This window comes from Williamsia sp. CHRR-6, from assembly GCF_018474015.1.
GTDB lineage: Bacteria > Actinomycetota > Actinomycetes > Mycobacteriales > Mycobacteriaceae > Williamsia_A.
On the sequence record NZ_JAHCSG010000004.1, the window covers coordinates 301,204 to 326,424 of the forward strand.

A 25,221-nucleotide genomic window follows, 5' to 3' on the forward strand; every position below is an offset into this window, starting at 1 on the left:
ATGCGGAGTCCACTGACATCACTCGACCCGCCTACTACGCACTGGAACGGGGAACGCGTCGTCGACGGCAGTACTCGCCGCCCGCTGAGCGGCCGCCGCGACCTGAGGAAGCAAGGCGGGCGCCTGCACCGCGATCTGCTGGGCGTTCGAGGCGGCCGCATCATTCAGTACTACGCGCGGGGCGATGACACCGACGGCGAGCGCATCGAGTTCAGCTGCCGAACGTGCAGTGAGAGCGACTACCGCAACAAGCTGGTCGTCCACTCGTGCCACGTCTTGCCCAGCGCCCACGGCCGCGCCGCCATCCACCGCTGACACTGCCACCGACAACACCGGTGTGCCCCACAGCCCCGTCGCCACCGACTCCAACCGCGACGCGACTTCCGGCGGAGCAGTCGCCGCGGTCTGTGCGCGGCGCGCATAGCCGTTTACGACGCACTCGTGCCCCGGCACCAGCGCCGCACCAACCGACAGATCGTCGACGTGGACGGTGCAGGACTGAACCGCATCTACGACGCGCCGACAGGGTTCGCGGGGACCAGCTACCAGCCCCGGTTGCCACACCACGTCACCACTCCCTTCTCCCACACCGTTAAGACGGGCCTGCGGACCGATCGGTTCCATCGAACCACCCGCTGGGCATCGGGGCACGAGTCTATCGACATCGCACGTCTGTGCGACAGATGAGGAGCTCTCCTGATCGTGCCTACGCTAATGAGTTGTGACCCGGTAGCTGTGCGACGTCGCCGGTTGTCGTAGTGCCAACCACCTTCGGCGCCTTCCCCTGCACTTTCGCAACGCCGCGGACATCGCAGCCAAATCGCCGCACGTACTTGACGCAAAGGCGATATCAGATAAGGCGCTATCGCCACCGCCAGAAATAGTGGCCTGTGTTGTTCTCACCTTTCAGTCTTCCTTCGCATCTGAGACGGTTTTATCGACAAATATTCTGCTACGATCTTTGCATATGCAAGGGCGCGGTCGCACTCGTTTTCCGAGCTATCAAAGCTCGCATTGTAGTTCGTTTCTGCGACTCCATAGAAAGTCCCCCAAGCTACGACGCACTCTCGACTGTCGCCTCCAGATGTACTCTTCATCATGAACGCCTTATTATTTCTCGGTAACATAATCCCTTCTCGAATCACCTTGTAGGCAGGATTATCTTTGTAGTCGTATTCGGGGACGGTAAAGATGGCAGCCGCGGCGCCCCAGCCCTCGATACCATCTGGCTGGAATCGGCATGACTGAATGTATTCGCCATCAAGATTCAAAACAATCTTTTTCGCACCGAGCGCCTCCAAAGGCTTCTTTGGCAGGAAGGGACACACCTGCGGTAAGTGCCCAACATACGGACTCTGGTTTTCCGGAATAGTCGTGACGACACCCGACATGTCCTTGTTGGAGTTCAGGTCCCGGATGGAGTCTTTCAGCACATCCGCGGGCACCGACACCGACACGACCTTCGCTGCATCGGAGTTCGGTAATCCACTGGTCCCCGACGAACATCCCGCCACCACCAGCACGGACACCATCACACCGCATCCGAGTACTCGCTTCACACTCATCACCCCTTGGCTCCGCGCAACCGCCACACGCCAGCGCCGCTTCTCTAATAGAAATCTCCCTCGCGCCTCGAACCGGTCGGGCGCAGCGACCGCTTACTGGGGAATCTCTTGAAGGCACATTGGCGCATATCGAGCTGCCCGACAAAGTGAATCGACCACCGCCGGAATCCTGCTACCGGATGTGACGCCGCCCGTCTGTGTCGACACGGCGAGTGCCTGTCCCTGCATCGGCAGGATATCTGTAGCGTGCTTCCGCCCGGCGAGATCGCTGAGAATATCTGAAGCGACCGCGACGTCAAAGGTCATACCAGCGCCGCCGGGTCTAGCGATAGTGGCAAGGGTGGACTGGGGTGCCGTCATGACTTACCTCTTCTCATCTGAGCAGGTTCCCTAGGCAGCGCTGGCTCGACTATCTTGGCATATTCCAAAGCGCGAGCGCATTCATCTTCAGAACTGTCCGAGGCTCGGTTATACGATACTTCGGCGACGCCATAAAATGTTCCCCACGCGACCACACATTCTCGGCTATCGGCAAGTACTTTGTTGCGGAGGTACACCCCGGGTTTGCCTGTAGGCAGGGTAAGAGGCCCCCCCACAATACCGTAGCTATCACCATTGACAAACTGGTAATACGGGACGGTGTAAATCGCGGCGGCGGCGATCCAACCTTCGATTCCCTCAGGCTGAAATCGACAAGACTGAATATACTCCCCATCGAGGTTCAGGAGTATTTTTTCAGCACCCAAGGCCTCAATCGGTTTCTTTGGCAGAAACGGACACACCTGCGGCAGGTTCCCCACATACGGACTCTGATTCTCAGGAATAGTCGTCACCACACCCGACATGTCCTTGGTGGAGTTCAGGTCCCGTATCGAGTCTTTCGGCACATCCGCGGGCACCGACACCGACACCACCTTCGCTGCATCGGAGTTCGGTGATCCACTAGTCCCCGACGAACATTCCGCCACCACCAGCACCGACACCACCGCAACCACACCACACCCGAGAATCCGCTTCACACCCATCACCCCTGGCTCCCCGCAGCCGCCGCATCGCGACGCCACTTCAACGTGTTGAACACACGATTCATCGTCTTGGCCAACGTAGTCGCAGACACACCCATCGCCACCCCCACCTCATCAACCACCAACAGGTACCGGCCGTCATCAGGGATGTCATGCCACCGCAACTCCATCAGCCATGCGAACGAATCCAGGCGCCAATTCTGTTATTCTCCCAGAACTGATTCAGGATCGGCTTGCGATCCTGAATCGCGCCGACAGCAGCCTTGCTAAGAACATGATGGTTCTCAGACTCCTGAGCAAGAAGATTCTTGGCCGCGTTTTGGATTGCGAGCGATACCTGGCGACAGATCTCGGAGAGATTTTTCAACGCCACGCGCGCCGCATCGCCTAATGCCGTAAGCGAAGCTTGGATCATATTTCCCGAAGTGAAGTCGCCAGTATGGGCTGAGCGCACGAGCTCCTGGGCAAAGAAGAGGAGTTTGTCGACGGTCTCTTGCAGCCCAGTGAGGTCGTTCAAGATGTCCGAGGCGACCGCTGGGTCAAAAGTCATGCCTGCACCACCGGGACCGGCGATGGCCCCGATTCCATTGAACGGACCAGACATTAGCTGCTCCTTCTCATTTGGGTTGGACGCGTCGGTAGCGCGGGTTCCACCACCTTCGCGTAGGCAAGCGCCTTCTCGCATTCGTTTTCGGTGCTATCAGCACTCCTGTTATAGGAGACCTCCGACGTGCCATAGAAGGTTCCCCAGGCGACAACACACTCTCGACTATCGGCATCCGAACGGGGACGCAACATAATTCCGAGCTTTCCACGCGGAGGTGGAATACCCTCACGAATTGTCGTATAATTGGCGCCAGCCCTGTACTGAAACAAAGGCTGCGTATAGCTAGCTGCGCCACCGACCCAACCCTCATTGCTTTCGGGCTGAAACGCACACGACTGAATGTACTCGCCATCTAACCCTAACGTAATCTTCTTTGCACCCAGCGCTTCCAGAGGCTTCTTCGGTAGAAAGGGACATATCTGTGGCAGGTTCCCCACATACGGACTCTGATTCTCAGGAATAGTCGTCACCACACCCGACATGTCCTTCGTGGAATTTAAATCTCGGATGGAATCCTTCGGCACATCCGCGGGCACCGACACCGACACCACCTTCGCTGCATCGGAGTTCGGTGATCCGCTGGTCCCCGACGAGCAGCCAGCCACCACCAGCACCGACACCACCGCGACCACACCACACCCGAATATCGGCTTCACATCCATCACCCTTGGCTCCCCGCAGCCGCCGCATCACGACGCCGCTTCAACGTGTTGAACACACGATTCATCGTCTTGGCCAACGTAGCCCCCGACACACCCACCGCAACTCCATCTGCCACCGCCGATCCGTCCCATCGACAGCATGCACATTCAAGTCGCAGCCGCTGATGCCGATCCGGTGGCCTGGGGAGCCAACGCGTCGGTGCCGCCTCCACCGCCAGCCGAGACGCACATCGTCAGCGGTGGGGCTACTCCAACCGCCGTCTGTGCGCGCCATGCGCCGCCCCCACGCCTGCGCGACGCGAGCAGAATTGTGACCCGGTAGCTGTGCGATAACGGCACGATGTCGAATTGTGCGATGGTGGCAGCGGTATACGAGATTGCGATCTGTCGGTATCTCGGGAAATTCGTTCGACCGCAACCGAATTGGGTTCCGGGGATACCCAACCGCAGGTGTGCTGATGCATGGTTGGCAGTGGTGAAGAATGGTCCGATATACCGCTTATGTGTGCTGCGCCGGTAAAGTCTCTTTGATGGACCGAGCGTTGTCGAAAGAATTGACTGGTGCTAATTTCTTCGAGACCGACCACGGAACATGGCAACGGCCGAATCGGTTTTCATAAGACACTCACGTGTAGGAGAATCCCTTGATCTGGACCACGAAAATCAAGCGCTTGACAGCAGGTCTTCTCGTTTCCGGCGCGGCGCTGACCAGCTTCATCGCCGGAGCCAGCCCCGCCGCAGCCGCAACCGGACCCGACGGCGCCCCCCAGGTGGGCGTGATCAGCTTCGACCCTGCCACCAGCGGAAACCAGCCCCCGGGCGACGCCTCGTACCAGATGGCTCTCTTCGCCAACTGCTCAGCGTGGTTCAACAAGAACTTCGGGATCAGCGGCGGCGATCTCAACCAGTGCCTGTCGGCAAACGCCTCACCGGTCAACTGGAAGTTGACCTACGACCCGCAACCGGCGAACGTCACCTTCGCCTTCTACCACTCCGGCAGCAATTTCACCGGTTGCCCCGGCACACCCCGCCGCTACGTCAAGTGCTTCAAGGCGTCCCTCAGCGGACAGGCGTACTGGTTCAGCATCTACGGCGATGACGACTCATATTCGCGGTACGGCATCAATTGGGCTGAAGCCGCCTGACAACACACATCATCGTCGACAACCCGCTCGGGTGAACACCGAGCGGGTTGTTGCTATTCGGCCCGAGTAATACGCCTCACCGCCCAGCACATCACCACTGCCAGAGCATTCCCTACGCTGACCCCATGTCCGACACCCTGGTGCGTATCGGTCCGACCTTGGCTGTGATCACCGTGGTGTTGGCGATCATCGCCACCGCCGTCGCATGGCTCGGTGGCACCGGGCACGCCGCCGCCATCATTCGGGCCGTGCTTCGGGCGACGGTGCAACTGGCCCTCCTTGCCCTCATCCTCGGGGTGGTGGTGCGCAACCTGTGGCTGGCCGCACCTTCAGTGGCTGTCATGGCCGCTGTCGCCGCCTTCACCGCCGCGCGCCGCCTCCGTTCCACGGACCCGCGGGGAAGCGCGCCACGACCACCCTCGTTCTCGATGATCCTGCGGTGCCTGCTGTCGGTCGCCGTGTTCCCGGTCACGCTGCTGACCGTGATGATCGGCCTGCGCGTCATCCCCGCCACCGGCCTGGCCATCATCCCCACCGCAGGCATCCTGATCGGCGCCTGCATGAACACCACATCGGTGTGCGGTCGCCGCGCCCACGACGAACTGCACACTCGCCACGGCGAGACCGAGGCCGCGCTGGCGTTGGGGTTCAGCCCCTACTGGGCGCGCCTGGAGGTGTGCCGAACCGCCGCCGCCACCGCACTGATCCCCGCCCTGGACCAGACCCGCACCGTCGGGCTGGTGACCATTCCCGGTGCTTTCGTCGGCATGGTGCTCGGTGGCGCATCGGCCCAGAACGCGGCAATCACACAGCTGTTCGTGTTGGTTGCCATCCTGGCCGGCAGCTCCATTGCACTGGTGTCCACCACCGACATGGTGGCGCGTGACAAACTGTGACCTCCAACGCCTGCGATAACAGAGCGACATCAGATCGGGCGATCATCACAGCAACGGCTCGCACCCGATTATGTTGGTTGGCAACTTCTTTCGTTTCCAATCGCTTCGCGCACGGGGGTGGCGACCATGACGGCGACCGTCGGATCATTGCAGGACACCGGTGAGGACTTCCCGTGGCATTCCGTGCGGGGATCCATCCGCGCACGCGGGTTCTCCACCTCGATGCGTTGGGCGGTGCCGGCCGTGGCCACCGGCTTCGGGGTCCGGTCCGCGGCCGCGGCCAACGCCCCGTCGCCCGCACTGATCCGGGCGGTCCGACCGGTCCTCAACCAGACCATCACGCGGCTGAGCCCCGTGCCCCGCGGAACGGTGACCACCACCGTGCGCGACGCCACCGGGATACGCGGCGAGTGGGTGCACGGTCCAGACGTGTTGCCCGGCGCGCGGATCATCTACTACCTGCACGGCAGCGGCTACGTGGTGTGCACGCCGCGCACCCACAGAGGTGTGGTGGCTCGGCTGTCGGCTCTCACCGGGCTGCCCGCCTTCACCCTCGACTACCGCAAGGGCCCCGAGCACCGGTTTCCCACCGCCGGTGACGACGCGATCGCCGGCTACCACTGGCTGCTCGACCGCGGCTTCACCGCCGAACAGATCGTGGTCGCGGGCGATTCCGCAGGCGGGCACATGACGCTGGATCTGTTGGCGCACAACCACGCTCACGGCACACCCCAACCGGGGGCCATCGTCATGTTCTCACCGCTGTCCGATCCCACATTCGGGCTGTCACTGGCCCGCCAAGCCGGCGGACACCGCGACCCCATCCTCGACGCACGACTCGGCGAACACGTGTTGCGGATGTACCTCGGCGACACCCCCGCCGACCACCCACGCATGACAATCCAACTGCCCCAGGGTATCTCGTTGCCGCCCACCCTCATCCAGGTGGGAGGCCAGGAGGTGATGGCCGACGACGCCCGCGACATCCACGCCCGGATGATCACCGCAGGCGCGTCCTGCGAACTACAGGTGTGGCCGGACCAGAATCATGTCTTCCAACTGTTCCCGCTCATCTCCCCCGACGCCAACCGCGCGGTGCGCGCGGCCGCCCGCTTCATCGACCGACACATCTGAGTTCTCTCGGCCACGATCAGGACGTCATCCAGTCCAGGAGCCGGCCGACGATCACCTCGCTGCGCTCCTCCTGCATGAAATGGCTGCACCCGTCGAGAATGATCGGCTCATCTAGCGCGGGGATCAAGGCCGTGAGGGCCTCGCCTGACTCGGGGTACGGGAAGACCGGGTCCTTGACGGAGAAGAAGGCGATGGTCGGCTTGGTCCACACCGACATCAGGTCGCGAATCCGGGCCAGCGCTGCGGCCTCAGGGGAATCCGGGTCCGACGGCAGCAGCTGCGCAAACTGCACCGCCCCCGCTTTCGACATGGCGGTGGGGAAGGGCGCCTCATACCCTGCCTGCACCGCCGGTGGGACCTCGAGGTACGTCCCACCACCGATGATGCTGCCGATCGGCAAATCCGGATGGCGCACGGCGTAGGCCTGATAGGCCGTGATACCCGGCGGCAGCGGCGGGATGAGGATGTTGGTGCTCATCAACACCAGCCGCTGCACCCGGTCGACGTGATCGCCGGCCCACTCCATCCCCATGATCCCACCCCAGTCGTGGCCGACGATCGTCGCGCCGGAGACGCCGAGGTGATCCATCAGATGCGCCAGCACCGCCGAGTGCAACGCGTAGGTGTAGGCCGACCGATCGGTGGGCTTGTCCGACCGCCCGAACCCCACGTGGTCGTGGGCGATCACGCGGTACCCCGCATCGACCAGCGGCCCGATGAAGTGCCGGAACAGGTAGCCCCAGGTGGGGTCGCCGTGCAGCATGACCACCGGCGGAGCGCTCGGGTCGCCCTCGTCGATGTAGTGCACCCGCAGACCCTGGTAGTCGAAATAGTTCGGGGCGAAGTCCCAGCCGACCAGGTCGACAAAACGGTCATCGGGGGTGCGGTAGACGTCCACGGGCACGAATCCTTTTCAGGGCTTTGAGCGAATCGGCAGGGAGCCAGAACGCCTAGGTTATCGATAACCCTACCGTCGCCCTCAGCCCTGCAGCCACCGCAAGATCTCGTCGGCGATCAGCTCGCCGCGATCTTCCTGCAGGAAATGCGCGGCACCAGCGATGGTGACCTGCTCACCTGCGGTGGGGATGAGGTCGGTGAACACCTGCCCGGACTTCGGATGTGGGAACACCGGATCGGAATCGGAGAACGCCAGCAGTACCGGCTTGTCCCACCGCGACAACGCGTCGGAGACCTGGGTCAGCACCTGCGCACCCACCGATTGCGCCGAGATGGGCACGATCAACGGGAACTGGGCCGCGCCAGCCTTCGATTCGGGCGTGGGAAACGGCGCGTCGTAAGCGGCCACCACCTCTGGCGCCAGGTCGGTGACTGTGCCTCCCGAGATGATGCGTCCGATCTCCATGTCGGGGTTGGCCTCGGCGAACGCCCGCCACGCCAGGAAGCCCTTGCTCACCCGACCGGTGAACAACCCGGTGTTCATGATGACCAGCCTCTGTACCCGTTCGGGATTGTCGGTGGCCCAACGCAATCCGATCGGGCCACCCCAGTCCTGGACCACCACGGTGGCTCGGGCCACGCCCAGCTGATCCAGGACGTCGGCGGTGATGGCGCTGTGCCGATCGAAGGTGTACCACTGCCGGTCGGTCGGCTTGTCCGATCGACCGAACCCGGCGTAGTCGAACGCGACCACCCGATGTCCGGCGGCCGCCAACGGGCCGATCATCTTGCGGTACAGGTAACTCCAGGTCGGTTCGCCGTGGAACAGCACGATCGGATCACCCGAGCCGACGTCGACATAGTGGATACGCAGCCCGTGCGATTCGAGGTAGCGGGGCTCGTGATCCCACCCCGGCAGGTCGACGAACCGATCGTCGGGTGTGCGATACACCTCGACCACATCGTCGCCGCTCATTCGACGTTCACGCCGTAATCGAGTGCGATACCGCGCAATCCGCTGGCGTAGCCCTGGCCGATGGCACGAAACTTCCACTCGCTGCCACGCCGGTACACCTCGCCGAACACCATCGCGGTCTCGGTGGACGCGTCCTCGGACAGGTCGTAGCGCGCCAGCTCCCGATCATCGGCACGATCGACCACGCGGATGAACGCGTTGTAGACCTGACCGAAGTTCTGTCGCAGGTTCTCTGCGTCATGGATGGTCACCGGGAACACCACCGTCTCCACGGCCGGGTCCAGCGCAGCGAGGTCGATGGTGATCACCTCGTCGTCGCCGTCGCCCTCCCCGGTCCGGTTGTCGCCGGCGTGCTCGATGGCACCGTCGGGCGACTGGAGGTTGTTGTAGAAGATGAAGTGTCGGTCCGAGAGCACCTTTCGGTTGGAACCGACTGCCAACGCGCTGGCGTCGAGGTCGTACCCGGCGCCATCGGTACCGCGCACATCCCAGCCCAGGCCGACGCTGATCGAGCGCAGGTTCGGTGCTTCCTTGCTCAACGAGACGTTGCCGCCCTTGGCCAAACTCACCGACATCGACTACCTCCTGCACGTCTGCGATCACCTGGGTTCCAGCGTAGTGGCAGCACCGCACTCATCAGGCTGATTGCTGATCGCCGCCCAACAGTCCCCGCTTGAGTGCCCGGTCGATGGCCTGGGCTTCGGCAGCGGGGTTCCACCGCGGTTCGAGCATGAAGCAGCAGTCGGCCTCCGTCAGGTTAAGGCCGAATCCACCCGCCTCGAGGCTGATGAGGAACACATCGGTGGAACCGGCGGTGAATGTGGCCACAGATCAAGGAAAAACCACAGTTTTGTGACCCACCAGGAACACTCGGTCCTCGGCGTAGGCCCGGACCGCGCGAGCCAACACCAGACGCTCGGTGTCCTGACCGAGTTCCACCAGCTGCTCGGCGGTGTGGGTGTGGCTGACCCGAGCCACGTCTTGTTCGATGATCGGCCCCTCGTCGAGGTCTGCGGTGACGAAATGTGCTGTGGCGCCTATCAACTTGACCCCACGCTCATGGGCCTGGTGGTACGGACGGGCACCTTTGAAGCCGGGCAGAAACGAGTGGTGGATGTTGATGGCCCGTCCCGACAACTGTGCACACAACCGATCAGACAGGATCTGCATGTATCTCGCCAGCACCACCAGGTCCACTGCGTGGCTGTCCACCAGCTCCAGGATCTGTTGTTCCTGAGCGGCTTTGGTGTCTTTGGTGACCGGCAGATGGTGGAACTCGATGCCGTCGCCCTCGGCCAGCGGCCTGGCGTCGGGATGGTTGGAGACGATGGCGCAGATGTCGATGGGCAGCATCCCGCCACGCCATCGGTACAGCAGGTCGACCAGGCAGTGGTCGTGGCGCGAGACCAGGATGAGCACCCGCGGCCGACGCTGCAGTGGCCGCACCCGCAGCCGCGCGCCGGGGTCGGCGGCGCCGGGCCGCAACGCGCCGGCCACCGCCGCATGCACCGCCACCGACTCCACGTCAGGGGTGGACACCACCGTCCGCATGCAGAAGGTGCCGGTGTCGTGGTCGGTGAACTGAGCGTTCTCCACCACGTTGGCGCCCACCTGCAACAGGCCGGCGGTGACCGCGTGGACGATGCCGGGTCGGTCCTGACAGGTCAGGGTCACCACGTGCTGGGTGCTCACGACAGGGGAATGGTGGGCAGTACCGGGGGTTCTGCCCGCAGTCGGGTGAGAACGTCGCGCAGCAGCGCCTGGGCCTGCTCGGCGGTGGCCTGATCCGAGGGCACGTCGACGGCGTCGCCGTTGCGACGCTCGCCGACCAGCTCGACCACGGTGGTGGCCATGCGTGCGGTGGCCCGGCAGAACAGATCGTCGGGGTCACGTCCCAGCCGCTCGGCGATGGCCTGCTCGAGCAGTACCCGCTCGTTCGCGAACGCCTCGTAGATGCGTGCCGCCAGCGACGGCGTCGAGGAGACGATGTCGAAGATGGCGGCGAACCGGCCCGCATCGGCGCGGGGGGTGGTCATCAACGCGTTCACCGCGTGCCCCAGCGCCACGTCGATCGGCTCGTCGGCCGGGCGGGCGCGCATCTCGGTGGCCATCTGTCCGTTGAGCTCCAGCGGTGAGGTGATCAGCAGGTCTTTGCTGGGAAAATACCGGTACAACGTGGTGGTGCCGATCCCGGCAGCCGAGGCGATCTCTTCCATGGTGGTGGCGGGATAACCCTGCTCGGCGAACAGCGTGAACGCCGTGGACAGAATCAGTTCACGCGTCGCAGCTGCCTGCATCTCCCGAAGACCCATGTGGCCGAAGATAGCGAACGCCGACTACTGACTCGGTAGTGACTACCATCACGGGAAGAAAACTGGTAGTCACTACCGAGTCGGTTTACGCTCCACCAATGGCATGGAACCTCTTTCGACTGGGCCGGTGGTCCTTCCGGCATCGGCGCATCGTGTTGGCCGTCTGGATCGGGCTGCTGGTCGTCGGTGGCATCGGCGCATCGACCCTCGACACCAAGACCAGCGACTCGTTCACCATCCCGGGTCTCGAGTCGACCAAGGCCTTCGATCTCATCTCCGAGCGCAACGGCGGCGCCAACGCCAACACCGCCACCGCGCGCGTGCTCTTCGAGGCGCCCGAGGGCACCACGCTGACCTCCGAGGCGAACCGCAAGGTGGTCGCCGATGCCCTGGCTGCGGCCAAGACCCCCGACGTCCGATCCATCTCCGACCCCTACGCAGCCGGCTCCATCGCGCCCTCGGGCCGGGCCGCCTACGCCACGGTCACCTACTCCCAGAGCGTGATCGACCTGCCCGCCACGAACAAGAAGGCCTTGGAGAAGGCCAAGTCCGTGGCCAAACAGTCCGGGGTCAGGGTTGCCCTAGGCGGCGACGCGGCACGTGACAGAGGAGAACCACCCACCGGTGAGTTGATCGGCGTCGGTGTGGCCATCGTGGTGTTGGCCATCACGTTCGGCTCGCTGGTGGCCGCCGGGATGCCGTTGCTGACCGCCCTGCTGGGTGTGGGGCTGGGGATCTTGGCCATCACGGTCCTCGGTGCATTCACCGAATTGAGCTCCACCACATCCTCTTTGGGCAGCATGCTGGGCCTGGCCGTGGGTATCGACTACGCGTTGTTCATCATGTCGCGCTACCACAACGAGGTGGGCAAGGGACGCTCGTTCGAAGAAGCGGCCGGCCGCGCGGTCGGAACTGCTGGTGGCGCAGTGATTTTCGCCGGGCTCACCGTCATCATCGCGTTGGCGGGCTTGTCCATCACCGGCATCGGGTTCCTGGTGCAGATGGGCCTCGGCGGTGCCTTCATGGTGGCCGTGGCGGTGCTGGTGGCCCTCACCCTGCTGCCTGCCATCCTCGGGTTCGCAGGCAAGAAGGCCGCTCGGGGTCGGATCCACGTGGAAACCGACGACCCCGACAGCGAACAGCGCACCAACGGTCGGCGCTGGATCGAGGGCATCAGCCGATTCCGTTGGCCCGCACTGGTGGTCGGCCTGCTCGCCGCGGCCGTGGTGTCGCTGCCGATCGCCTCGATGCAGTTGGCGTTGCCCGACGACGGCAGCGCACCCGCGGGCACCGACAACCGGGTCGCGTTCGACGTGATCGCCGAGAACTTCGGTCCCGGCGCCAACGGTCCGCTGGTGGTGGTGGTCGACACGGCCAAGGCGGCCAACCCCGTTCAGGCGGTGAACCAGGTGGTGGCCGAACTGGGCACCATCAAGACCGATGTCGCGTCGGTGGGTGCACCGCCCGCGCAGACCCTGCAGGCACAGCTGGCGAAAACCAACCTCGCCACCATCCAGGTCATCCCCAAGAGCGGACCGTCGGACAAAGCCACCAAGGCACTGGTGGCGACCATCCGATCGTCGCTGCGAGATCTGCCTGGTCAGTCCGGGGCCCGCGCGCTGGTCACCGGCAGCACCGCAGTGGGCGTCGACATCTCCGACAAGTTGTCCGGAGTGTTCCCGTTGTATCTGGCCGTGGTGGTGGGCCTGGCGTTCATCCTGCTGATCCTGGTGTTCCGCTCCATCCTGGTGCCGCTGAAGGCGGCCCTGGGGTTCCTGCTCTCGATCGGCATGTCGCTGGGCGCCACCGTCGCGGTGTTCCAGTGGGGCTGGCTGGCCAGCCTCATCGGCGTGGACACCACCAGCCCGGTGATGTTCCTGCTGCCGCTGCTGCTGACCGGCATCCTGTTCGGCCTGGCCATGGACTACGAGGTGTTCCTGGTCAGCCGGATGCGGGAGGCCTACGTGCACGGCGACCCCGCCAAGCACGCGGTGATCGTCGGATTCCAGCACAGCGCGCGGGTGGTGGTGGCCGCGGCGATCATCATGCTCGGGGTGTTCGCTGGGTTCGCCCTCACCGACCAGGTCATCATCAAGACCATCGGTTTCGCACTGGCCGTGGGCATCCTGGCCGACGCTTTCCTGGTGCGGATGACCATCGTGCCCGCAGTGATGCTGATCGTCGGCGACCGCATGTGGTGGCTACCGAGGTCCCTGGACAAGGTGCTGCCCAACCTCGACATCGAAGGCGAGACCCTCGATGCTCAGCTCGCAGCGGCCGGGCGGTCCGACGAGGACCAGGTGCTGGTCGGTTCAGCGACCGACCAGCACTGACCGGGGCGCTGGGTCAGCGGAATCGTTCCCTCAGGACTCGTCCGCGTCGTACCGGGCGCTCGTGCCGCGACCCAGCGCTGCGGCCTGCTCATCCATCGCGGGCACCAGCCGCGGGACGTGGCCGATGGTGGACCGTTCGCCCACCCGTGAGGTGACGATCGGTTTGGCCCAGCCCAGGAACCGCACCCATCCGGGCACGTACACCCGCCGCTTGCGGTTGGCCAAACCGTCGACGAACGCGGCGGCGCACTTGTCCACGGTGGTGGTCTTGTTCAGCGGCCACGGCAGAAGTGTCAGCATCTCGGCGAACGCTCCGAGGTCGTCCTTGGCGTCACGCACCATGGGGGTGTCGACCCACGACATGTGGGCGCTGCCGACCCCCACCCCGAGATAGTCGACCTCCAGGCGCAGACCGCTGGCCAGTTGCTCGACACCTGCTTTGGTGGCGGCGTACGGCGACAGCCCCGGGGCCGGCGAGAACGCGGCGAGTGAAGCCACCAGCAGCACATAGCCTTTGGACTCGATCAGCGCGGGCAGCGCGGCGCGCACGGTGTGGAACACCCCGACGAGGTTGATGTCGACGATGCGCTGGAACATGACGGGGTCGATGTTGCGGATGGAGCCGTAGGTTCCGATGCCCGCGTTGGCCAGCACCGCGTCGATGCGTCCGAACGCCTCGACCCCCCGACGCACGGCGGCCTGCATCGACGACAGATCGCGCACGTCGGCGACGGCACTCACCGCACTGGGTCCCAGCTCGGCGACCACCTCGGCCAGAGGTCCGGCATCGACGTCGACCAGCACCACCTTGGCGCCCCGCTTCACAAGCAGACGCGCTGTCTCACAACCGATTCCGCGTGCACCCCCGGTGATGAACACTACTTTGCCGTTCACGCTGGGCACGATGATCGATCCTCTCCTCGGGCGGGCCGCTACGAGGTGGACTCAACCAAACAGGTTCTTGGCGCGCAACACCAGCTCATACACACCCCAGGAGAACGGAACCAGGACCCACGTCCAGGCCACCACCAGCAGCACCACACGGGATACGGGTGTCGCAGCGGCAGGCGTCGGCTCGGTCATCGGAGGGCCCCTTCGGCGGAGACGGATGTGACGGGTTGGTGGTGGCGCGCGGCCACCGGGCGGATCAGTTCGTTGGCGACGAATCCGATGGCCAGCAGACAGATCATCGTGACGAACGCCGGTACGTATCTCGACGTGCCCGGATCGCCGGCGTCGGCGATGGCGTTGACGATCAGCGGACCCAGCACCCCCGCCACCGACCACGCGGTGAGCAGCCGCCCGTGGATGGCGCCGACCTGATAGGTGCCGAACAGATCACGCAGATAGGCTGGGACAGTGGCGAATCCGGCGCCGTAGAAGGACAGGATGACCATCGCCGCCACCAGGAACAGCAGCTTGTTGGTGTTGGTGAACACCGACAGGTACAGGTAGAGCAGCGCGCCCACCCCGAGGTACATGCGGTAGACGTTGCGGCGGCCCACCAGGTCTGACACCGAGGACCACACGAACCGGCCCAACATGTTGGTCGCCGACAGGAAGGCCACGAAACCGACTGCGGCGGTGGCCACCGACTTCGGGTCAGTGGGGTCGGGAAAGAAGTCGGTGTAGATGCCTGAGGCCCGTTCGAGGATGCCGATGCCTGCGGTCACGTTGACCAACAGCACCACCCACAGCAGCCAGAACTGCGGCGTCTTGACCGCGTTGGCCGCCGACACCGCGATGCTCGCCTGCGCGCCGGGGGCCGCGACGGGTGGTGTCCACCCCCGTGGTGTCCACCCGTCGGCGGGTACCCGGATGAGCACCACGCCCAGGGCCATGAACACCGCGTACCCCAGCCCCAGGGTGAGGAAGGTCTTGGCGATGGCGGCATCGGAGACGCCACCGAAGTGGTCGAACAGTTGGGTGGTCAGCGGCGAGGCGATCAGCGCGCCGCCGCCGAACCCCATGATGGCGATACCGGTGGCCATGCCTGGACGGTCGGGGAACCACTTGATCAGCGTGGAGACCGGCGAGATGTAGCCCAAGCCCAGGCCGATTCCGCCGACCAGCCCGTAGCCGAGGATGACCAGCCAGAACTGGTCGAGCGCCATGCCTGCGGCGGAGATCAGCAGACCCGAACAGAAGAACGTCAGCGACATGGCCATCGCCCAGCGGGGTCCGCGGCGCTCCACCTGGGTGCCCAGCAGCGCAGCCGATAGCCCCAGCATCACGATGGCCAGCTGGAACGGCAGTGCAGTCATGGTGCCCGAGAGCCCCATGGACGCCGGCGAGGAGATGGCGGCCTTGAACACGCTCCACGCGTAGGCCTGACCGATGGCGAGGTGGATGGCCAGCGCGGCGGGCGGGATCAGCCAGCGGGACCAGTCCGGTGGCGCGACGATGCGGGAACGGTCGAGAAGGGGTACGGACATGTAGGCCAGTGCAACACGAACCCGATTGGGGCCGTGGCGGATTGACGCAGCCGGAGGCGGTCAAAGCGGACTAACCGCTCGAATCGGTCGGGCTAGGAGCGGGGGATGCGGGAGGTGAGGTGGTCAAACGCCGGCGGTGGACACAGGACCTCCGGCATGACGATCCCCATCGCCGACGTCTGGTAGGCCAAGGTCACCACACCCCGACCACGATGTGGCTGCCGAAAGGCCTCGTACCCGACGACCGCGGTGGACATGGGTGTGACGACGGCGATGGAGTAGGCATCAAAACCCAACCCCCACACTGCGCCCGGGGCCGTGATGGAGTCCAGCGACCGTCGTATCCGCTGGTAGGTGGAGAACGGGAGCACCACCAGCAGGAGCACGAGAAACACGACCGTGTACGTGGTCGCGCGGTCGTGGGGTGTGAAGACCGCTAGCATCACGGCGATCGCGATGATGGTGATGTACGTCCGGATGGTGCTGCGGTTGGTCAGTGCGTTGAGGGTGGCTGCGCGCGCCAGTTGAGCTGTGTCGCCGGGCTGGGCGGTCCATACGTGCTGCAGAGGCGGCAAAGCCCGCACCAGCGGTTGCTGATGCGGGTAGCCGGACGGTTGTGAGGGGTGCACCCGCACAACATAGCCAAGGTGAGTCAGGCGAGGGCGGCAACGCTGGTGCGGGTGCCGTGCAGTGCCGCGGCGCGCCCAGCGAGGATGGCTGCACGGCCCAGCACCATCGACAGCGCCCAGATGACGAAGAACGGGGCGATGACTGCGGGGGAAAGCTGCAGCGACATCAGGTGCTCACCGAACCACTGCCGGAAGGCGGTGATATCGGTGGTGGCCCAGACGAATCCGATCCGGGCGGCGACGGCCACCGCCCACACCGCGACGAAGCCCAGCCCGCAGCGGGTCATGATCGATCCGGTCTCGCGGTCGGTGAACATGCGGGTGGTGGCCGCGGCGATGAGGGCGAACACCAGACCCAGTCCCAACGCCACGCCGTAGACCATCATCGAGTTGTGGTCGGTGGGGGCAGTTTTCAGGTAAGCCATGCCGAAGACCCCGGCCAAGGCGATCGGCAGCACGATGTTGCGGCGACCGTAGCTGCGGGTGCCGTACTGGGTGGCCATCATGACTGCGAAGATTCCGCCGCTGATCTGGACTGCGCTGGAGAGATCCGACATCGCTGACTCCTTGGTGTGTTCGGTTTCGGTCTGTTCCTGCCCGGGGCAGTGCGCCCGGCATGGCAATGAGATTGCTCGGATTCGGACGCGGTCGGATCGGCCCAGCGGTGGAGACCCGGGTGGAGCTTGGCTCTCCACCCGTGGGTGGAGGGCCCCACCCGGCCGGCGATGGCAGGCTGATGCCCATGTCCACTCGCCGCCGTGTGATGCAGGAAGCGTTCGCGATCGTCATCGTGATGACCGTCGTGTGGGCGTGGCTGTCGGTGACCCCGATCGGGACGCGCGGCCGAGGACTGGTCGGACTGATCCTGCTGGTGGCGGGCACCGCTGCGATGGCCATGCGGGCGCTGCCGGCCCGACGCTGGGAGTCACCGTGGGGCGTTGGCGCGGCGGTCAGTGCTGCGATCGCATGCGGGGCACTGTTCGGGTTCGCGCCCACCACCGCGGGTGCAGCGTTCGCGCCGATCTTCGCAGGGATGGCGGGCTACCGATTGCCCACGCGCCCAGCAGTTCTGGTGGCCGTCATCGTGTCGGTGTCGGCGTTCGTGGCGGCCCTGGTCGAGCACCGGGCCACGCCCGGGTTGGCGCTGCTGGCGGGGCTGGCGGTGTTCGTGGGCATGGGCCGACGCGATCGGATGGAGGCGTTGCGGCTGACGGAGGAGAAGTTGGTCCAGACGCAACGGGCGGTGGAATCGGAAGGGCGGGCACAGATGTTGGCCGAACGCACGCGGGTGGCACGCGAAATCCATGACGTGTTGGCGCATTCGTTGTCGGGGGTGAACATGCAACTGAACCTGGCCGATGCGTTGCTGGAGAACGGTCGCACCGAGGACGGTCGCCAGGCGGTTCGCGATGCGCAACAGGCAGTTTCGGACGGGCTGGCCGAGGTGCGGCGCGCGGTGTATGCGCTTCGCGATGAGCCGGTGGACCTGGTAGCGGGCATCGAGGGACTGGTGGCCGGCGATCACGAAAGCGTGACGGTGGACGGTGCGCCGGGCTGGCTCAGCGATGTGCAGACCACGCAGCTGGTTCGTATCGTGGGTGAGGCCCTGACCAATGCGCGTCGACACGCTCCCGGCGCGCCGGTGCACGTGGCTGTCGCGGGCACCGACGACCAGGTGAGCGTGGTGGTGTTCAACCAATCCGATTCGACAGCAACACCTTTTACCAAGGGAGCGGGTGTGGGCCTGGTGGGGATGGGTGAGCGCGCCGCGCAGATCGGGGCGCGTCTGCAGGTGGGGCCGGCTGACGGCGGCTGGACGGTGCGCGTGGAGTTGAGCCGATGAGCGAGCCGATCCGCGTGGTGATCGCCGATGATCAGACCACCATCCGTGAGGCGTTGGCCATGATGTTGGACCTCAACGAGGACCTATCGGTGGTGGGGACAGCCGAAAACGGTTCGCTGCTGGTGGATCTCGTGGAGACGGCGACGCCGGATGTGGTGTTGACCGATCTGCGGATGCCGGTGCTCGACGGGGCCGATGCCACCCGCGCGATCTTGGAGCGTCACCCGGAGTTGCCGGTCGTGGTGTTGACTACCTTCGATGACGACGAGTCGATTTTCCGGGCGTTGGATGCCGGGGCGTGTGGCTATCTGACCAAGGACGCCAACCGTCACGAGCTGGCGGCAGCCATCCGCGCCGCGGCAGCGGGACAATCGGTACTGGACCGCTCAGTGCAGCAACGTCTGATGCGTCGGGCCGCCGGGTCTACGCCCGCGCCTGCACCTGGTGCTGCTGGCGCCTCTGGCTCTCCCGAACTCGCCCAGCTGACCACGCGCGAACGAGAAGTACTGGTGCACATGGCAGCTGGATCAAGTAACCGCGAGAATGCCGCCGCATTGTTCATCAGCGAATCCACCGTCAAAACCCACATCAACAACGTCTTCGCCAAACTCGCCCTGCGCGACCGCGCCCAAGCCATCGCGTTTGCGCATCGACATGGTCTGGCCCCGGACCAATAGGGACTTGACCGCGTTCCGCGGAACGCGGTCATCGCTACTGGACGCGGAGCCCAGGATTGTGTCCGTGGTTAGGCTGCTGAAGTGAGGCAATCTGAGCGCGTTGAGGCGGTTGGCCACTACTTCCTGGTCGCCACGGATGACGCGGACACCTTGAGTCCTCGCGCGACAGGCAGTCTCATCGAGGTGGGGGATGACTATCTGCGCCTACTCACTGGTGTTGCGTTTGGCCCAGTTTCGCTCACCGTCGACGTCGTCGACACCATGCCGGAGTACAGCGAGGCGGCCGACGAGCCATGGGAGGTTGTTGAACAGACGTCGATGAAGGTTACGCAAGACATGCGTGTCCTCACCGGCGAGCTTGAGCCGGCTGACGGGTTCCAGGGCTTGGGCCTCAAGCCTGGCCGCTACACGGTGAGGGGATACGCACGAGGACGCGACGAACAATGGGACGGCATCGCTGACGAAGCACATGAGAGATACCTCCTCCTGATCGCGCGGTCAAAGAGCCGAAGTCGGTTGCGTCAGTTGAAAAAGACCGACGCGGTATGGAGTGCTCCGGTCGCATTCCATCAAGTAAGGCAGTGGTACGAACCCGACCCGGCCAGCGATGCCAGCGCTTGGATCTACATCGGGCGAGATGCGTACATCGAACAGCAGAAGGAAACCGCGCGGATGTGGGGCGGCCGCCCGCCGGGTGACCTGGCCCGATCGATCGGGGCGCGATCGTTGGCCTACTATGACCGCGGCCTGGCCGACGCGATCGCGCGCGCCAAAGCCGCAAAGCGAAACTCTGTCGGCCAGTGGGCGCTCCATGAGGCACTTGACGCTTCGGGGCTGCCTGAGCGGGAGTGGGCCGCCCCATACATCGTGGCGCTCAAGGACGAGTCCCAAGCCGTGGAGATCGCATCATTTGAACAGTTCGAGGTGGTCCATAACCTCGTTGCTCGCGATCCTCACCTCAACCACCTCAGCGTTGATCTACCCGTACCCGGCGGGCCGTCGAATGGCTACAGCGCTACCAGCGTTATCCGAGCCATCAACCAACAAGCTACGACCCGCAATTTCGGAAACGAAGTATTTGCCAACATCGAGATGGCGATGACCTTTGCACCTGGCGGTCACCTCGACGTCATTCAGCGGCTACGGCAGCAGTTCTTTCCCCGCCTCAAGCGCGCTGACCTCTTTGAACGCTGGGTGTGAGCACCTGATTTTGCCGATCTCTGCGGAGACGTGACACCGACCGTCGGCACCGCTCACATAACTGCGCTCAGCCCACCGGTCCTGACCTGGCCAGATGGTTGTTTCACGTTAAGGGTGTTCCCTCTGGGGGTCCCAGCCCGCTTCAGTGTCCAGCAACCCGAACGGACCTCCAACCGCGTTCCGCGGAACGCGGTGAGTGGTGCCAATCCACGCGCGCTTACCTGGATGTCGCCTTAACCGGGTGTGCGCTCAGCTAACCTGCTGCCGCTGTTGCCACAGCGATCTTCTGCGCGACCTGCTTCATCGAAAGCGAACCGGTCGTCAAGCCGGAACGAGCTGCAAGAAGCGGGCTGATATCGCGGAGGGCATCGAAGGTGGTGTCGTGCGCTACGGGGATCACTCGGTCGGTGGAGAGAAGCGCTGAGAGCTCCTTGCCCGCCAGCCCCGACGATGATTCCAGACCGTGCAAGAGTGCGGGCGTCACGAGGACAATGCCGGCGCGGGAATTGGCCAACCCTCTGTCGACCTCCTGGATGAGCGACGTACCAAGCGAGACGTCGTACTCGCTGAACCACACGGTGGCTCCGTACGATTCAAGGAAGTCACACAGCTCCTTGGCTGGCCCCTCGCGGTCATTCCATGCGTGGCAGAGGAAGAGATCACGGCGTTCGGGGTGTGCACGCGCGACGGTCTCCGCCCTTCTCACTACGGGTTCCAAAGTGCGCCACTCTGTTGCACTGAACGAGAGTGACTCTCCGCCGCGCAGACGACGCGAGTTCCCACCTGAACTCGACCGGCGACCCGCTGCGGCGACGGCGGGGTAGCCGCCGTTCCGAGCGTGCGTTGGTGGTGGTGGCGCGAAGTACGAGTCGGTTCGGCGCGTACCGCCCCGGCAAGCCGGGCACCTCGCAGCCGCGGTGGATGAACGATGGCCTTCAACTGGAGCAGTGCAACTGGACATGTTGGAAGGATGGGAACGAGTCCCGACATACACGCGCAGCGGGGAATCGCGGCCTCGCTTCGCCTTCGTCTCAGCGGGGAATAGACCATGATGATCCTGACGCATGAACGGCACTGCTAGGAAGCAAGGGGACCAGGCTTGAGCAAGTTGGGAAACTTCGTGTGGGGTATCGCCGACCAGTTGCGAGGTGTGTACAAGCCCCACCAGTACGGAAACGTGATCTTGCCGTTCACTATTCTGCGGCGGCTCGACTGCATCCTCGAACCCACTCGCGATGAGGTCGCCACCCTGACGGAGAAGTTCGCGGGCGGCGCGCTGGACGTCCAGGTGAAACGCAAGACTGGTCTTGCGTTCTACAACACCAGCCCGTTCACGTTCACCACTCTGCTGGAGGATCCCGAGGGCCTTCGCGCGAACCTTGTCGACTATCTGACCGGATTCTCGTCGAACATCGATGTGTTCGAGCGGTTCAAGTTCGACAACGAGCTGGCCACCCTGGATGAGAAGAACCGGCTGTATCTGGTGACGTCGCAGTTCGCCGGGGTCGACCTGCATCCCGACACCGTGAGCAACGCCGAGATGGGCGACCTGTTCGAGCATCTGATCTTCAAGTTCGCTGAGGCGTCCAACGAGGAGGCCGGTGAGCACTACACCCCGCGTGATGCGATCCGGTTGATGGTCGACCTGCTGTTCGCCGAAGACAGCATCGGGCTGATGGAGCCGGGCACGGTTCGCACCATCTACGACCCCACCGCCGGTACCGGCGGCATGCTGTCGGTGGCTGAAGAGCGACTCATCGAGCGCAATCCTGAAGCGCGCCTGCGGCTTTACGGCCAGGAGATCAACGACCAGTCGTACGCCATCTGCAAGTCCGACATGATCGCCAAAGGCCAAGACGTCGGCAACATCAAACTCGGCGACACCCTCGCCGACGACCTCTTCTTCGACCGCACCTTCGACTTCTGCATGTCCAACCCGCCCTATGGCGTGGACTGGAAGGCGTCGCAGGATTCGGTGAAACGAGAAGCGCTGGCGCAGAATTCGCGTTTCTCTCACGGTCTGCCATCGATTGGTGACGGTCAGATGCTGTTCCTGTCGCACATCGCCAGCAAGATGCGACCGGCCCATGAGGGTGGTGGCCGCGCAGGGATCGTGCTGAACGGTTCACCGCTGTTCAACGGCGCCGCCGAGTCCGGGCCCTCGCAGATTCGGCAGTGGCTACTCGAGTCCGATCTGGTCGAGGCGATCATCGCGTTGCCCACCAACATGTTCTTCAACACCGGTATCGCCACCTACATCTGGCTGTTGGACAACACGAAACAGCCGGAACGCGTAGGCAAGATCCAGTTGATCGACGCCACCACGTTCTGGACCAAGATGCGCAAGAGCCTCGGCGCGAAAAGCCGTGAGATCGACGCCGACGCCCGCGACCGCATCCTCGCGCTGTACGACCAGTTCGATGAGGCCGACCCCGACTTCTCGAAAGTGTTCACCGCCAACGACTTCGCCTACTGGACAGTCACGGTGGAGCGCCCGCTGCTGACCGACACCGGCAAGGTGTCCGCCGATCGCGCTGGCAACCCGAAGCCGGACCCAAAGAAGCGCGACACCGAAAACATCCCGTTCACCTACGGCGGCAACACCGACGGCGCGATGGCCAAGGCATCGACCATCAAGGCCTACTTCCAGGCCGAGGTTCTCCCCCACGTTCCCGACGCGTGGATCGACGAGAAGAAGACCAAGGTCGGTTACGAAATCCCCTTCGCCCGCCACTTCTACAAATACGTCCCACCCAGACCCCTCGCCGAGATCGACGCAGACTTGGAGAAGCAGGCCGCCAAGATCATGGACCTACTACGCGAGGTTGAGGGGTGAGTGCCAGTGCAACCGCATGGCGGATCCAGCGGCTTAGATATTTGCTATCAGTCGATCCTCCAGTCGCCTCCTATATACGCGATGATCCCGATCGCATGGTGTCGTTCCTCCCGATGGAGGCGGTCGGCGAAAACGGCGGTCTAGACCTATCGCGCGAGATTCGTGCCGCTGACGCGCTGGCCGGTTACACATTTGTGGCGGATGGCGATGTCCTGCTGGCGAAAGTGACGCCGTGTTTCGAGAACGGGAAGGGGTCCGTGGTCACGGGCCTAGTGGGTGGTGCAGGCTTCGCAACGACGGAGGTGTACACGCTTCGACCAGGACCTGACGTGCATGCCAGGTTCCTGGACTATTTGCTTCAATCGCGAGTTTTCCGCGCCTACGGCACAGCTCGCCTTACAGGGGCAGGCGGACTCAAACGACTCTCTGCAACCGACCTTCGCAACTTCGAAGCTCGAATACCATCGCATGGCGAGCAGGTAGCCATCGCCGACTTCCTCGACCGGGAGACGGCGCGGATCGACACGCTCATCGAGGAGCAGCAGCGCCTCATCGATCTGCTACGCGAGCGGAGAGTCGACGCAGTTGCAGGGGCTCTCCAAGGGCTGCAGGGGCGAACACGACTGAAGTATCGTGCCATCATCCAAACCGGCGTCACATTAAACGGCGAGGGCGATCCCGCCTGGCCAGAGTGGCCCTATCTGCGAGTGGCGAATGTCCAGGTCGGGCGCGTCGATCTCACCGAAGTCAAAACGATCAGGCTGAAACCAGAGGACGCTGCAGCGAGTTCACTCCTGCCCGGTGACGTTTTGATGACCGAAGGCGGGGACATCGACAAACTCGGACGGGGTGCACTGTGGTCGGGTCACATTCCGAATGCGCTACACCAGAATCACGTTTTCGCGGTCCGCCCGGACGAGGGACTGCTCCCCGAGTTTCTCGTGTATGTGCTCGACGGCCCAGAAGCCCGCGGCTACTTCATGACCACAGCCAAGAAGACGACGAACCTTGCCTCCACGAACAAATGGACTCTCGGCAACTTACCTCTCGCCTGCCCTTCTGTTGGAGAGCAACGTCGTGTCGTTAACTACCTTGATGAGCAGATCGAGAAGATTGACAGGCTGGTCGCCGAAGCCGAGAGGTTTATCGAACTGTCGCGCGAGCGCCGAGCTGCTCTGATCACCGCGGCAGTGACTGGGCAGATCGATGTGCGAGGCACGGCAGCCTGATGCTGTTGGCGTTCGTCGATGAGTCCGATCAAGGCGATTTCCATTGCTTCGGTGCAGTTTTGGCCGATGAGAACGCCACGAAGCAACTCACCGAGCGGCTCAATTCCCTAATGCGCCGGGCCTGTTTCGACTATGGCATTCCACAGAACACAGAGTTCCATGCGCATCCCATGTTTCACGGTAAGGACGCTTGGCAGACGGTCGGTCAGCGCGCTCGCGCGAATTTGCACGAGAAGGTCGTCGACGCGATCGTCGAGTCGGATGTGTCACTGCTCCTTCGGCACGTCAGTCGGAAGCGGCTGGCCGACCGGCAGGATCGGAAGGGCTACCCGGAGCGATTCCCCCCAGAGCAAGTCTGTTTTCAACACGTCCTGCAACGTATCGACCGCGTCGCACAGGCGCGGTCCACCTACGCGCTTGTCATTGCCGACGAGCGAGGCGATCGGGAACGACACCGCGAGCGATTCGCGACTTATCAGGTCGCCGGAACCCCGGGAATCTACCGCCACACAACACTGCCGCGGCTACTGGACACTGTTCACTTCGCTCCGAGTCATCACTCACGCATGCTGCAGGCTGCGGACATGTTGGCGTTCACTTACCGAAGGCACCAGACCGTGGTGGAACCTGACCACCGCGCACAACGAATCATGGATCGGTTGTGGTCAAAGCTGCAGGACTCCGGAAAGCTGTATGAACCGGGAGGCTGGCCATGATGCACAACAGCCCCGCACAAGGCGGGGCTGAAGGCCATGCGGGCGGCATCTCTGCGGCCTGCGTTGAAAGGCTAGCACGACGCCCTGACGGGCCACACCCTGCA

27 protein-coding genes and 1 pseudogene are annotated in these 25,221 nt (G+C 63.9%); 11 read left to right on the top strand and 17 right to left on the bottom strand.

Features of this window, described 5'->3' with window-relative positions; translation table 11 throughout:
* Positions 1–18: 18 nt before the first annotated feature.
* The 5 genes from KIK15_RS12870 to KIK15_RS12890 form a co-directional block, all read right to left on the bottom strand.
* Complete coding sequence (locus KIK15_RS12870; RefSeq protein ID WP_214245064.1) at positions 19–624, bottom strand: hypothetical protein; 606 nt, start codon at positions 622–624, stop codon at positions 19–21.
* Between the two features lie 275 nt (positions 625–899).
* A complete protein-coding gene (locus KIK15_RS12875) occupies positions 900–1,559 on the bottom strand; it encodes a hypothetical protein (protein WP_214245066.1) in 660 nt (219 codons plus the stop codon).
* A gap of 362 nt (positions 1,560–1,921) precedes the next feature.
* On the bottom strand, positions 1,922–2,593 hold the full coding sequence (locus KIK15_RS12880) for a hypothetical protein (protein ID WP_214245067.1): 672 nt from the start codon (positions 2,591–2,593) through the stop codon (positions 1,922–1,924).
* Positions 2,590–2,760: a hypothetical protein gene (locus KIK15_RS12885; RefSeq protein WP_214245069.1), complete on the bottom strand. Its 171-nt coding sequence runs from the start codon at positions 2,758–2,760 to the stop codon at positions 2,590–2,592. The genes KIK15_RS12880 and KIK15_RS12885 overlap by 4 nt, the downstream gene beginning before the upstream one ends.
* Positions 2,760–3,194, bottom strand: coding sequence for a hypothetical protein (locus tag KIK15_RS12890; RefSeq protein WP_214245071.1), 435 nt, complete (start codon positions 3,192–3,194; stop codon positions 2,760–2,762). Before KIK15_RS12890 ends, KIK15_RS12885 begins: the two co-directional genes overlap by 1 nt.
* Before the next feature lie 483 nt (positions 3,195–3,677).
* On the opposite strand from KIK15_RS12890, the gene KIK15_RS12895 reads away from it, so the two are divergent.
* From KIK15_RS12895 to KIK15_RS12910, 4 genes are all read left to right on the top strand, one after another.
* A complete protein-coding gene (locus tag KIK15_RS12895) occupies positions 3,678–3,911 on the top strand; it encodes a hypothetical protein (protein ID WP_214245073.1) in 234 nt (77 codons plus the stop codon).
* A 619-nt stretch (positions 3,912–4,530) separates the two neighbouring features.
* Complete coding sequence (locus KIK15_RS12900; RefSeq protein ID WP_214245075.1) at positions 4,531–5,004, top strand: hypothetical protein; 474 nt, start codon at positions 4,531–4,533, stop codon at positions 5,002–5,004.
* Between the two features lie 125 nt (positions 5,005–5,129).
* Entirely contained in the window at positions 5,130–5,900 is a 771-nt protein-coding gene (locus KIK15_RS12905; RefSeq protein ID WP_214245077.1) for an ABC transporter permease, read from the top strand.
* A 126-nt stretch (positions 5,901–6,026) separates the two neighbouring features.
* The gene (locus KIK15_RS12910) at positions 6,027–7,034 is read left to right on the top strand and encodes an alpha/beta hydrolase (protein ID WP_214245079.1); all 1,008 of its coding nucleotides are present in this window, start codon (positions 6,027–6,029) and stop codon (positions 7,032–7,034) included.
* Between the two features lie 16 nt (positions 7,035–7,050).
* Here the strand turns inward: KIK15_RS12910 and KIK15_RS12915 are convergent, their stop codons facing one another.
* The 6 genes and pseudogenes from KIK15_RS12915 to KIK15_RS12940 all read right to left on the bottom strand — a co-directional run bounded on the left by KIK15_RS12915 (position 7,051) and on the right by KIK15_RS12940 (position 11,219).
* The gene (locus tag KIK15_RS12915; protein WP_214245081.1) at positions 7,051–7,932 is read right to left on the bottom strand and encodes a haloalkane dehalogenase; all 882 of its coding nucleotides are present in this window, start codon (positions 7,930–7,932) and stop codon (positions 7,051–7,053) included.
* An 81-nt stretch (positions 7,933–8,013) separates the two neighbouring features.
* Positions 8,014–8,907, bottom strand: a complete 894-nt coding sequence (locus KIK15_RS12920; protein WP_214245083.1) for a haloalkane dehalogenase — start codon at positions 8,905–8,907, stop codon at positions 8,014–8,016.
* Complete coding sequence (locus KIK15_RS12925) at positions 8,904–9,482, bottom strand: TerD family protein (RefSeq protein ID WP_214245085.1); 579 nt, start codon at positions 9,480–9,482, stop codon at positions 8,904–8,906. The genes KIK15_RS12920 and KIK15_RS12925 overlap by 4 nt, the downstream gene beginning before the upstream one ends.
* 91 nt (positions 9,483–9,573) lie before the next feature.
* Positions 9,574–9,726, bottom strand: a pseudogene (locus KIK15_RS12930) (C-terminal helicase domain-containing protein); the annotation flags it as partial.
* 12 nt (positions 9,727–9,738) lie between these two features.
* A complete protein-coding gene (purU, locus tag KIK15_RS12935) occupies positions 9,739–10,599 on the bottom strand; it encodes a formyltetrahydrofolate deformylase (protein WP_214245089.1) in 861 nt (286 codons plus the stop codon).
* Entirely contained in the window at positions 10,596–11,219 is a 624-nt protein-coding gene (locus tag KIK15_RS12940) for a TetR/AcrR family transcriptional regulator (protein WP_214245091.1), read from the bottom strand. Before KIK15_RS12940 ends, purU begins: the two co-directional genes overlap by 4 nt.
* A gap of 98 nt (positions 11,220–11,317) precedes the next feature.
* Between KIK15_RS12940 and KIK15_RS12945 the strand changes: the two genes are divergently transcribed.
* A complete protein-coding gene (locus KIK15_RS12945; protein ID WP_214245093.1) occupies positions 11,318–13,552 on the top strand; it encodes an MMPL family transporter in 2,235 nt (744 codons plus the stop codon).
* 30 nt (positions 13,553–13,582) lie between these two features.
* Here KIK15_RS12945 and KIK15_RS12950 read toward each other — a convergent pair whose 3' ends face one another.
* The 5 genes from KIK15_RS12950 to KIK15_RS12970 form a co-directional block, all read right to left on the bottom strand.
* Positions 13,583–14,455 (bottom strand): SDR family oxidoreductase, encoded by an 873-nt coding sequence (locus KIK15_RS12950; RefSeq protein ID WP_214245095.1) that lies wholly within the window; start codon positions 14,453–14,455, stop codon positions 13,583–13,585.
* Positions 14,456–14,497: 42 nt separating this feature from the next.
* Positions 14,498–14,635 carry a hypothetical protein gene (locus tag KIK15_RS12955; RefSeq protein ID WP_214245097.1) on the bottom strand — a complete coding sequence of 46 codons (138 nt, stop codon included), beginning with the start codon at positions 14,633–14,635 and terminating at the stop codon, positions 14,498–14,500.
* Positions 14,632–15,987 carry an OFA family MFS transporter gene (locus tag KIK15_RS12960; RefSeq protein WP_214245099.1) on the bottom strand — a complete coding sequence of 452 codons (1,356 nt, stop codon included), beginning with the start codon at positions 15,985–15,987 and terminating at the stop codon, positions 14,632–14,634. Before KIK15_RS12960 ends, KIK15_RS12955 begins: the two co-directional genes overlap by 4 nt.
* A gap of 92 nt (positions 15,988–16,079) precedes the next feature.
* A complete protein-coding gene (locus KIK15_RS12965) occupies positions 16,080–16,616 on the bottom strand; it encodes a hypothetical protein (RefSeq protein WP_214245100.1) in 537 nt (178 codons plus the stop codon).
* A gap of 23 nt (positions 16,617–16,639) precedes the next feature.
* Entirely contained in the window at positions 16,640–17,173 is a 534-nt protein-coding gene (locus KIK15_RS12970; RefSeq protein WP_214245102.1) for a hypothetical protein, read from the bottom strand.
* A 185-nt stretch (positions 17,174–17,358) separates the two neighbouring features.
* Between KIK15_RS12970 and KIK15_RS12975 the strand changes: the two genes are divergently transcribed.
* The 3 genes from KIK15_RS12975 (at position 17,359) to KIK15_RS12985 (ending at position 20,336) form a co-directional block, all read left to right on the top strand.
* On the top strand, positions 17,359–18,459 hold the full coding sequence (locus KIK15_RS12975; protein ID WP_214245104.1) for a sensor histidine kinase: 1,101 nt from the start codon (positions 17,359–17,361) through the stop codon (positions 18,457–18,459).
* Positions 18,456–19,136, top strand: coding sequence for a response regulator transcription factor (locus KIK15_RS12980; RefSeq protein ID WP_214245106.1), 681 nt, complete (start codon positions 18,456–18,458; stop codon positions 19,134–19,136). The genes KIK15_RS12975 and KIK15_RS12980 overlap by 4 nt, the downstream gene beginning before the upstream one ends.
* Positions 19,137–19,217: 81 nt before the next feature.
* A complete protein-coding gene (locus tag KIK15_RS12985) occupies positions 19,218–20,336 on the top strand; it encodes a hypothetical protein (RefSeq protein ID WP_214245108.1) in 1,119 nt (372 codons plus the stop codon).
* A gap of 253 nt (positions 20,337–20,589) precedes the next feature.
* On the opposite strand, the gene KIK15_RS12990 is transcribed toward KIK15_RS12985, so the two are convergent.
* Entirely contained in the window at positions 20,590–21,402 is an 813-nt protein-coding gene (locus tag KIK15_RS12990; RefSeq protein ID WP_307851877.1) for a toll/interleukin-1 receptor domain-containing protein, read from the bottom strand.
* 33 nt (positions 21,403–21,435) lie between these two features.
* On the opposite strand from KIK15_RS12990, the gene KIK15_RS12995 reads away from it, so the two are divergent.
* The 3 genes from KIK15_RS12995 to KIK15_RS13005 are packed head-to-tail and all read left to right on the top strand — an operon-like array spanning position 21,436 to position 25,117.
* The gene (locus KIK15_RS12995) at positions 21,436–23,172 is read left to right on the top strand and encodes a class I SAM-dependent DNA methyltransferase (protein ID WP_214245111.1); all 1,737 of its coding nucleotides are present in this window, start codon (positions 21,436–21,438) and stop codon (positions 23,170–23,172) included.
* Positions 23,169–24,401, top strand: coding sequence for a hypothetical protein (locus tag KIK15_RS13000; protein WP_214245113.1), 1,233 nt, complete (start codon positions 23,169–23,171; stop codon positions 24,399–24,401). Before KIK15_RS12995 ends, KIK15_RS13000 begins: the two co-directional genes overlap by 4 nt.
* A complete protein-coding gene (locus KIK15_RS13005) occupies positions 24,401–25,117 on the top strand; it encodes a DUF3800 domain-containing protein (protein WP_214245115.1) in 717 nt (238 codons plus the stop codon). The genes KIK15_RS13000 and KIK15_RS13005 overlap by 1 nt, the downstream gene beginning before the upstream one ends.
* Positions 25,118–25,221: the final 104 nt, after the last annotated feature.